The organism is Pseudoalteromonas sp. 78C3, from assembly GCF_002836695.1.
Lineage (GTDB): Bacteria > Pseudomonadota > Gammaproteobacteria > Enterobacterales > Alteromonadaceae > Pseudoalteromonas > Pseudoalteromonas arctica.
In genome coordinates this window covers 1-9,450 of the sequence record NZ_PJAV01000095.1, presented here as the reverse complement: position 1 = coordinate 9,450, position 9,450 = coordinate 1, and the positions used below count along the sequence as shown (strand labels likewise).

The window sequence follows — 9,450 nt, the reverse complement described above, 5'->3', positions numbered from 1 at the left end:
AGAAAAATGTAGTGGTCAGTGTCAATCATCTTCTACCAATGAAGATGTAAAAATTGATACACAATTAGATAACTATAGTGGCGCGTTTGTCAGTACATTTAAAGTACCTCAAATGGACTGTCCTTCAGAAGAGAGATTGATTAGGTTAGCACTTGACTCAATTGAGCCTTCAGTTGGGTTGCAATTTGATATTCCTAGCCGTTTAGTCAAGGTTTTTCATGATGAAAATTTAGATGAGATAACAAAAAAATTACAACAACTCAATCTCGGTGCAGAGTTGGCATCAACTAAAGAAAGTTGCAGCACCGAAGCTGCAAAAGCAAAAGATCTAGCCCAAAAAAATGAGATGAAAGAAGCATCAACGCTAAAATGGTTGTTAGCCATTAATGGAGTCATGTTTTTTATAGAAGTAATTGCTGGGATTATTGCGCAATCTGCTGGCCTTATTGCCGACTCATTAGATATGTTTGCTGATGCTGCTGTTTATGGTTTAGCTATATATGCTGTCGGTAAAAGCATAAGCATGAAACTTAGAGCGGCACATATATCTGGTGTACTTCAAATTATTCTAGCGCTAGGTGCTTTGAGTGAAGTCGTAAGACGCTTTATTTACGGTAGTGAACCTATCTCTTCTTTAATGATGATATTTGGTGGAATAGCACTAATCGCTAACATTGCTTGTCTGTTTTTAATATTTGGCAACAAAGAAGACGGCGCTCATATGAAAGCGAGTTGGATTTTTTCCGCAAATGACGTAATCGCAAACGTAGGTGTAATCTTAGCTGGCTTATTAGTTACAGTAACTAGCAGCCGTTATCCAGATTTAGTGATTGGTTTGATTATTGCTGTTGTCGTTTTAAACGGTGCTCGCCGCATCTTACAGCTAAAGTCTTAAGTAGAAAGTAGTTAAAAGAATGCACCCGTCATATTTTAAACCATATATATCATACGTGATAATGATTTTAATCGCGGTGCAGTCTGTGTTTTTTTCGCAAGAAGAGATTGAAGGAAACTTAATTGAAAGTTCTTTTAATATATCACTAACTGAGTCTATTACCCCGCTAAAAGCTCCTGAAAGCTCTAATTTATTTGAGGAGGGTAATAGCCAAACTTTAATTGATAATTGTAATTTTTGTTGCTGCTGTCAGTTATTTTTAAATACAGATTCTTCTTGTAATATTTTACAAGCAATAGAATATTTCCCTACCTACGCCTTAGTTTCCCCTGAGCTAAAAGGCTATATCTCGGTGCCATTCCGCCCACCTAAATACGCCTAAATTTTATAGAAAATTAAGAAAGGTCAAATGTTAATGACCTAAATATCACATATAAATTTATAGGAAAGTATACATGGCACTTAATACCTGTGTGCATCGCAAGATAGCAATTTTAAGGTGTGTAACACCTCGGCTTAAATATATCGCGTTTCTCGCTTTGTCACTTTTTACATTTAATGTTTATGCCTTTGAGAAGCAGTTAAACCTTCAAGAGGCAATTCAGTGGACGCTTAAACAAAATCCAGAACTTAAAATATTTGATTTCAAGCAAACGGCATTAATTGGACGAGAACAAATCGCAAGTTTAAATCCTGCTTATGAACTAGAGCTTGAAGCTGAGAACTTTGCAGGCTCAGGTGAATTTAATACATTCGACAGTGCTGAATTAACAGTCGCTCTATCTTCGGTTATCGAAATGGGAGATAAACGCTCAGCGCGGATTGGAATTGTTTCAAAATCAAGAACACTACTCACTGCTGAAAAAGAAGTCTCTGCGCTTAATTTAATGGCTCAAGTCACTGAGAAGTACGTGGAAGTACTTGCAGCCCAACAAAGAGTTATATTGGCAGAAAATGCTTTGAGCTTAGCACAAGAAACCTTAGAGATTGTATCTCAGCGTAACCGCGCAGGTGCTACTCCTGAGGCTGAAGTGAAACGCTCAAAAGCAGTTATTGCTCAGGCTAACCTCACCCTTCAATCTGAACAAAAGCGCTTGGAATATCTAAAGCTTTCTTTATCAGCTTACTGGGGAGAAACATCAGTGTCATTCTCTAGAGTAACTGGAGATCTGTTTCAGTTTGGCAATGATAGTGATTTTAGTAGTCTCTTTGCGAAATTAGAGAAAAACCCTGCTATTCAAGTTTATGCAAGTGAGCAGCGACTAAAAGAGGCCGAGTTACAGTTGGCTAAAACAGAGTCAACGGCCAATATCAAATGGTCTGTTGGTGTTAGGCGCTCTCAAGAAGCCAATGATACGGCACTGGTCGCTGGCTTTAGCTTACCTTTGTTTGCTGAAAAGCGAAATTCTGGCGCAATCGCTAGTGCGCTAGCAGAGCGTGACCAAGTTGCCATAGAGAAAGAGGCGACTAAGTTAAGATTTAGAAATCACTTACTACGAGCATACTCCAATAGAAAACAAGCCATATTAACAGCTAATTCATTAAAGCAGTCGGTTATCCCAATGCTTGAAGATGCACTGGAAGATACTCAAGACGCCTATCAAAAAGGTCGATATGGATATCTTGATTATGTATCGGCTAGACAAGAGCTGTTAAATGCTCGGCGAACCCTTATTGACGCGGCATCTGCTGCCCTAATTTATGGCGCAGAGATAGAAAAACTAACAAACGAAGCGCTGTCACTCTAAATAAACATCACTTTAAGTTTAATAACAATTTATTGATTCAGTGATTAACTGAATCGTTTAGGAATTCAAAATGAAAAACTATTTACTCGCACTATTGATTTTTATTGGGTATCTATCACCCATTCAAAGTGTTTTCGCTAGTGAAGATGAACATGAAGGCGAAGAAGGCATAAGCAAAATCGACAATAACATGGCAAAAAAGGTTGGTGTTGAAACAGCCTATTTAGCTTCAAAAACGTTGAACCAAACTATCCCTGTATACGGCTCTACGACGATAGGCGCTGAACAATTATTTCAAGTTAGCGCTAGATATAACGGCGTTATAAAGACAATAAACTTCACTGTTGGTGATACGGTAAAAAAAGGCGATCTATTAGCCGTTATTGAATCTAATGAGAGCTTAAATACTTATAAAATAACATCGCCTGTTTCTGGGACTGTTTTACAGCGAAATGGAAATATTGGCGGTATCACGCAAAACACTAGCTTGTTTGAAATCGTCAAATTTGACACCTTGTGGGCTGAATTTAAGGTGTTTACCAGCCAATATAATCAAATCAAAGTCGGTCAGCATGTTGATATTGAGCAAGGTGAACACGCATTCAGTTCAGTCATCACTAATATTATTCCAGCTAAAGATCAGCCTTATGTTTTAGCACGGGTACGATTAAACAACACTGAGTTAAAGCTAACGTCAGGTCAATTATTAAAAGGCAACGTAAAGATAAACCAATTTGAGGTGGATTTAGCGGTCGAGAAAGTTGCCATACAAGAGCTAGGTGGACAATTAGGTGTCTTTGTAAAAGAAAATGAAGAGTACGAGTTTGCACCACTTGTCCTTGGTCGTTCAGACAAAAACTATATCGAGGTCATTGATGGCCTCAGTAAAGACGCTGAATATGTAAACAAAAACAGTTATCTGATTAAAGCAGATATCTTGAAATCTGAAGTAGAAGACGACGATTAGGAGACGCAATATGATTGAATCAATTTTGCGTCTTGCAATAAATAGGCGCTATTTAGTATTAAGCTTGCTGATGGTAATCATCGGCGTTGGTATGTGGAGTTATCAAAAACTTCCCATTGATGCTGTTCCAGATATAACAAACGTACAGGTACAAATAAATACCTCTGCCCCCGGTTATTCACCTTTAGAAGCGGAGCAAAGGGTAACTTTTCCAGTAGAAAACGCATTAGCTGGACTACCAAAGCTGTCTCACACCCGCTCTCTTTCAAGATATGGTTTATCCCAGGTGACCGTTATCTTTGAAGAGGGAACCGATATTTATTTCGCACGCAACTTAATCAATGCAAGATTAGCTGCGATAAAAGGCGTTATTCCCTCTGGCTTAGAGCCAGAGATGGGTCCTATTTCCACAGGGCTTGGTGAAATATTTATGTATACCGTACAAGCTTCTCCTGACGCTAAAATGCCTAATGGAGAGCCTTATACCGCTATTGCCTTAAGAGAAATACAAGACTGGATCATTAAACCGCAATTGGCTCAAGTTAAAGGCGTCATTGAGGTCAACAGCATCGGCGGCTATAACAAGCAGTATCATATAACGCCGAAACCCGAAAAATTACTTTTTCATCAGGTAAGCTTTGAAGACGTTTCTGATGCATTACGTAAAAATAATGATAACCGTGGCGCGGGTTATATTGAGCAAAACGGACAACAAGTGTTAGTGCGCTCCATCGGGCAACTTGCGACAATGGATGAAATCCTCAATGTCATCATCAAAAAGAACGATGGTATTCCTGTAAAAATAAGTGATGTTGCCAATGTTGCTATAGGCAAAGAACTTAGAACAGGGGCTGCTACTCGTAATGGCATTGAGACAGTGCTTGGTACAACCATGATGCTGATTGGTGAGAATTCTCGCACCGTTGCTTTAGAAGTGGAACATAAGCTCAGCGAAATACAAAAATCTCTGCCAAAGGGCATTACCGCAGAGCCTGTTTACGACAGAACAACGTTAGTAGATAAAGCGATTGCAACCGTTACCAAAAACCTCGTTGAAGGTGCGCTTTTAGTTATTGTTGTGTTATTTATTCTACTTGGAAATTTACGTGCAGCTCTCATTACCGCTGCTGTTATCCCTATTTCCATGTTAATGACAATCACAGGTATGGTGCAAGCAGGAGTATCTGCCAATTTAATGAGTCTCGGCGCATTGGACTTTGGCTTGATAGTGGACGGGGCTGTAATCATCGTTGAAAACTCTGTCCGTAGGTTAGCACAGGCCCAACACAACGGTCATAGGCAAGACTTAAGAGAACGCCTAAATACCGTTTTTGAAGCCACTTCAGAAGTGATACGTCCAAGCTTGTTTGGTGTGGCAATTATCACTGTTGTTTACATCCCCATTTTCACGCTAACTGGCGTTGAAGGGAAAATGTTCCACCCTATGGCGGCAACTGTCGTTATGGCGTTAATTTCCGCAATGATCCTTTCAGTTACACTGGTTCCTGCTGCTGTAGCTGTGTTTATGAAAGGTAAAATCAGCGAAAAAGAAAGTGTAGTTATTCGTTCAACCAAGTCTATTTATGAACCATTGTTAAAAATGGCGATGAAATTTCGTTGGATTATTGTTTCATTCTCAACGCTGTTAATGGGGTATAGCCTTTGGTTAGCAACTACGCTTGGGACAGAATTTGTTCCTCAATTAAATGAAGGTGATATTGCACTACAGGCATTAAGAATTCCATCGACTGGCCTAGAGCAATCAGTAGAAATGCAAGAAGTACTTGAGCAACGTATTAAAGCGTTTCCTGAAGTTGATAAAGTATTCTCGCGCATTGGCACACCAGAAGTAGCAACCGACCCAATGCCACCGAGTATTGCTGATATCTTTGTTATTTTAAAACCACGTAAAGAATGGGCCGAACCTTCAAAACCAAAAAGTGAATTAGTTGAAGAAATGGAAAAAGTACTGAAAAACATTCCAGGCAACAACTATGAATTCACTCAGCCTATTCAAATGCGTTTCAATGAATTGATTTCTGGCGTTAGAGCTGATGTCGGCATCAAAATATTTGGTGATGATTTGGATCGGTTATTACTTACCGCAAAAGATATTCTAAATATTGTGAAAACCGTGGATGGTGCCGCTGATGCTCGAATAGAACAGGTCACAGGTGTTCCATCTTTATCAGTAATTCCTAAACGAGAAGCGCTTGGTAGGTATGGATTGAACGTTACCGAATTGCAAGACTGGGTTGCCACTGCGATTGGCGGTGAATCTGCGGGGATCATTTATGAAGGTGACAGACGGTTTGAGTTAGTTGTTCGCCTACCAGAGCAAATAAGAACGGATATCGATAGCTTGAAGCATCTGCCGCTTCCACTTGAGAATGGTAACTATGTGCCAATTGAAGAAGTTGCAGAGCTTAAATCAGAGTCTTTACCCGCGCAGATTAGCCGAGAGAACGGAAAAAGAAGAGTTGTGGTTACCGTCAATGTTCGTGGTAGAGATTTAGGCGGTTTTGTAAAAGAAGTTAAAGCTAAAATTAATCAGGAAGGAGAAATTCCAGCAGGATACTGGCTTGATTATGGTGGAACGTTTGAACAACTAGAATCAGCAAGTAAGCGATTAAGCCTAGTTGTACCGATAACATTGGTTGTTATCCTAGGTATTTTGATTATAGCATTTGGTTCATTAAAAGATGCATTAATCATTTTCAGTGGCGTGCCTTTAGCATTAACAGGGGGCGTATTTTCACTTTATTTAAGAGACATGCCCTTATCAATTTCGGCAGGTGTCGGCTTCATTGCATTGTCAGGTGTCGCAGTATTAAATGGCTTGGTTATGTTGGCTTTTATTCGAGATCTTTGGCATGAAAAAGGCGACCTATACGTAGCGATCATTGAAGGTGCCATCATTCGTTTAAGACCTATTTTAATGACGGCACTGGTCGCAAGTTTAGGTTTTATTCCAATGGCGTTAAACACTGGAATTGGTGCAGAAGTACAACGACCACTAGCAACAGTTGTTATCGGCGGTATTGTATCTTCTACCATTTTAACTTTGTTTGTATTGCCTATTTTATATCAATGGGCGCATGGCGCTGAGAGTAACAAACAGCAATCCGACGAAATCTAAAAGCAAAAAAGCAGCTTAATTACTAAGTTATGCCTAATTAAGCTGCTTTTTATATTGTATGCTCCAAAATTTTATTGATAAAACTTACTCTGCTTCATCCCTACAATTTTCATTTAAAAACTCAAACTCTATCGTCGTATGCGATAAATGATAGGAAGATAATTTAGCTGCAACCTCTTGTTTAAGCTTAATTAATTCTTTAACGTCAAAGTTGTCACTCAGCTCAAGGTGCGCTGTTAAAACGTGACTTTCACCATCCAGTGACCAAAAATGCATATGGTGTATACCATTTACTTCAGGAAATTCAATTAATGACTGCTTAATACGCTCTTGGGTCTCTTTATCGGGTGCAGCTTGAAGAAAAAGCACCAATGTTGATTTAAGATTTTTGAAAACGTTAAATAAGATAAACAGCGTAAACCCTATTGATAATAGAGGATCTAATATCGGCAGTTCAACGAACAACAATACAATAGAGACTATAAGAACGGCAACCCAACCGAGTACATCTTCAAGTAGGTGCCATGTCAGCACTTTTTCATTTAGTGTTTCACCCGCTTTTAATTTGAATACCGCATAACCATTTACGGCAACACCGAGTATGGCTAGCCCTAACATCCCCTCAACTACAGGCATTTCAGGATTGGACAGCTTAGGTATTGCTTCAAATAAAACCCAAATAGAGCCGATAATCAAAACAATACTATTTACCAATGCACCAAAAAGTGTAAGTCGGCGATAACCATAGCTGAATTTGTCTGATGCTTCTTTATCTGAAAAACGACTTAAAATCCACGCAAAACCTATTGAAAGACTATCACCAAGATCGTGAACGGCATCCGCCATTATCGCCGTACTGTTTGTGAGCCAACCACCTATAAATTCGATAATGGTAAATATCACATTAAGGAAAAATGCCCAACCAATCCGGTCGTCTTTACCATGCTGATGACTGTGACTATGGTTGTGCATTTTGTACCTCCAGTACTTTTTTATTTCTTATTTTTGATACATTCATATTAATCAAATGTCGGATCACTCGTTGATACAACCAACGTTTTACACCTGATAGATTAGTACCTTTTTCGAGATAGAACTTATCTGGTGAATCATAAAGCCCAAAGTCGTCATGAATACCTTCTTTTTGAATATAGGTATCCTCTCCACGCCAATCCGTACCGGGTGAAGATAAGCACTTTGTTGCAACACCATAACCACAAAACTCATCTTTTGCTTGGCTAAATTTCTGCTGTAGTGAGCTTAAGTATTGCTCATCCAATATAAAGCCCTCTAAGTTTATCCAACGCCCTTCAAAGTAAACTTCTACCCAACTATGAATGATGTATTTAGGTGCTAACCAAAATACAAGCTTAGGATAGCACCTTTTTATAGTTGCTGATCAATGGTAAAACCTTGGAAACGACACTGGATACCTAGTCCACGCAATAGTGCCATTAACAGATTACCCTTAGTATTACATTGTCCATAACCATCTGCTAGCACATCGCTTGCTGAAATATCATCACTCTTGTTATAGCCAAACATTATTTCATCTTTTACAAACTGATAAGCGGCACCAATTTTGTTGAAATTATCCAAATTTTTCCACCCTCGTTGATCGATCAGGGATTGGATATCTTTGTGTTCAAAATTAACGATATTCGTATTGTTTAAATATTTCTCAGTCATTTTTATATATCCCTTTCGTTGCATACCTATACTATAGATCCTATAGTAACTATAGAGTCAAATGTCTGGGGGAAATTGATGAAAATAGGCGAATTGTCAAAAAAATCGGGCTGTTCAATACAAACGATTAGATATTATGAAAGAGAAGGATTACTGTTAAATCCAAACCGTTCAGAAGGTAATTTCAGGCTGTATGATAGTAAAGCACTTAAACAATTGGAATTCGTAAAGCATTGTCGCAGCCTAGATATATCACTCAATGATATTAAACGTCTTATCGAATTAAAAAATAAGCCAGAAGAAAGCTGCTCTAGCGTTAATGCATTAATTGATCAGCAACTTGCACTAGTGAATAAACGTATGAAAGAATTAAGGGCGCTTAAAGCTGAATTACAACAGATGGCAAGTGCTTGTGGTTCAGACAATACAATTGAAGCGTGCGGCATCATCAAATCATTGGATAGCTAAACTAAATATAACTTTAGATTAGTAGTATTCACAAAGGCAATAATGTAAACCATTGGCAAATTAGCACAATCATTAAATTTAAATGTAGAAACCATTCGTTTTTATGAACGAGAAGGGCTGATTACACAACCTGAAAAACCAATATCTGGTTATAGACAATATGACGAAACAATAGCAGGACAACTTAGGTTTATCACAAAAGCCAAAGCGCTCGGCTTTACGTTAAGAGAAATAAAATCGCTAATGTCTATGGACAGCAACTGCACTCAAGTTGAGCTATTAAGCCGACAAAAGTTAGCAATCATTCGAGACAAAATTAATGACCTTCAACGTTTAGAGAAAGTAATTGTGGATATGACAAATACCTGTATGCAAAACGAAGATCCAACACATTGCCCCATAATTGATTCATTAAAATGATTGACTCCGTACTTATATACGGAGTTTAGAATGATGGTAATATCAACCAATAGACTTTCAAATGATAAATAAAATATTAGACAGAGTAGGCTCTAGTGGCGTTTGGCTAGCGGCACGGCCTGCT

8 protein-coding genes and 1 pseudogene are annotated in these 9,450 nt (G+C 38.6%); 7 read left to right on the top strand and 2 right to left on the bottom strand.

The genetic code is table 11. The features are described from left to right. The 5 genes from CXF76_RS02475 to CXF76_RS02455 form a co-directional block, all read left to right on the top strand. Positions 1-895 (top strand): cation diffusion facilitator family transporter (locus CXF76_RS02475; RefSeq protein WP_198551840.1); only part of this gene is annotated, 895 nt, incomplete at its 5' end. Positions 896-980: 85 nt separating this feature from the next. Next, entirely contained in the window at positions 981-1,277 is a 297-nt protein-coding gene (locus tag CXF76_RS02470; protein ID WP_232007049.1) for a hypothetical protein, read from the top strand. Between the two features lie 73 nt (positions 1,278-1,350). Next, positions 1,351-2,643: a TolC family protein gene (locus tag CXF76_RS02465; protein WP_002962255.1), complete on the top strand. Its 1,293-nt coding sequence runs from the start codon at positions 1,351-1,353 to the stop codon at positions 2,641-2,643. Positions 2,644-2,713: 70 nt separating this feature from the next. Continuing rightward, complete coding sequence (locus CXF76_RS02460; RefSeq protein WP_002962254.1) at positions 2,714-3,610, top strand: efflux RND transporter periplasmic adaptor subunit; 897 nt, start codon at positions 2,714-2,716, stop codon at positions 3,608-3,610. 10 nt (positions 3,611-3,620) lie between these two features. After that, positions 3,621-6,749, top strand: coding sequence for an efflux RND transporter permease subunit (locus tag CXF76_RS02455; protein WP_002962253.1), 3,129 nt, complete (start codon positions 3,621-3,623; stop codon positions 6,747-6,749). A gap of 84 nt (positions 6,750-6,833) precedes the next feature. Here CXF76_RS02455 and CXF76_RS02450 read toward each other — a convergent pair whose 3' ends face one another. Together CXF76_RS02450 and CXF76_RS02445 are read right to left on the bottom strand one after the other, a co-directional pair. Then, on the bottom strand, positions 6,834-7,721 hold the full coding sequence (locus tag CXF76_RS02450; protein WP_002962252.1) for a cation diffusion facilitator family transporter: 888 nt from the start codon (positions 7,719-7,721) through the stop codon (positions 6,834-6,836). After that, positions 7,708-8,438: pseudogene (locus tag CXF76_RS02445) on the bottom strand (transglutaminase-like domain-containing protein). The gene CXF76_RS02450 and the pseudogene CXF76_RS02445 overlap by 14 nt, the downstream one beginning before the upstream one ends. Before the next feature lie 78 nt (positions 8,439-8,516). On the opposite strand from CXF76_RS02445, the gene cadR reads away from it, so the two are divergent. Both cadR and CXF76_RS02435 read left to right on the top strand, forming a co-directional pair. Further along, positions 8,517-8,906: a Cd(II)/Pb(II)-responsive transcriptional regulator gene (gene cadR, locus CXF76_RS02440; protein ID WP_002962247.1), complete on the top strand. Its 390-nt coding sequence runs from the start codon at positions 8,517-8,519 to the stop codon at positions 8,904-8,906. Positions 8,907-8,957: 51 nt separating this feature from the next. Beyond that, positions 8,958-9,326: a MerR family transcriptional regulator gene (locus tag CXF76_RS02435; protein WP_028834999.1), complete on the top strand. Its 369-nt coding sequence runs from the start codon at positions 8,958-8,960 to the stop codon at positions 9,324-9,326. Positions 9,327-9,450: the final 124 nt, after the last annotated feature.

Bases quoted from the DNA above. Each gene is read 5' to 3' on its own strand.
- CXF76_RS02450 (WP_002962252.1), bottom strand. From the start codon at position 7,721: ATGCACAACCATAGTCACAGTCATCAGCATGGTAAAGACGACCGGATT.
- CXF76_RS02455 (WP_002962253.1), top strand. From the start codon at position 3,621: ATGATTGAATCAATTTTGCGTCTTGCAATAAATAGGCGCTATTTAGTA.
- CXF76_RS02465 (WP_002962255.1), top strand. From the start codon at position 1,351: ATGGCACTTAATACCTGTGTGCATCGCAAGATAGCAATTTTAAGGTGT.
- CXF76_RS02460 (WP_002962254.1), top strand. From the start codon at position 2,714: ATGAAAAACTATTTACTCGCACTATTGATTTTTATTGGGTATCTATCA.
- cadR (WP_002962247.1), top strand. From the start codon at position 8,517: ATGAAAATAGGCGAATTGTCAAAAAAATCGGGCTGTTCAATACAAACG.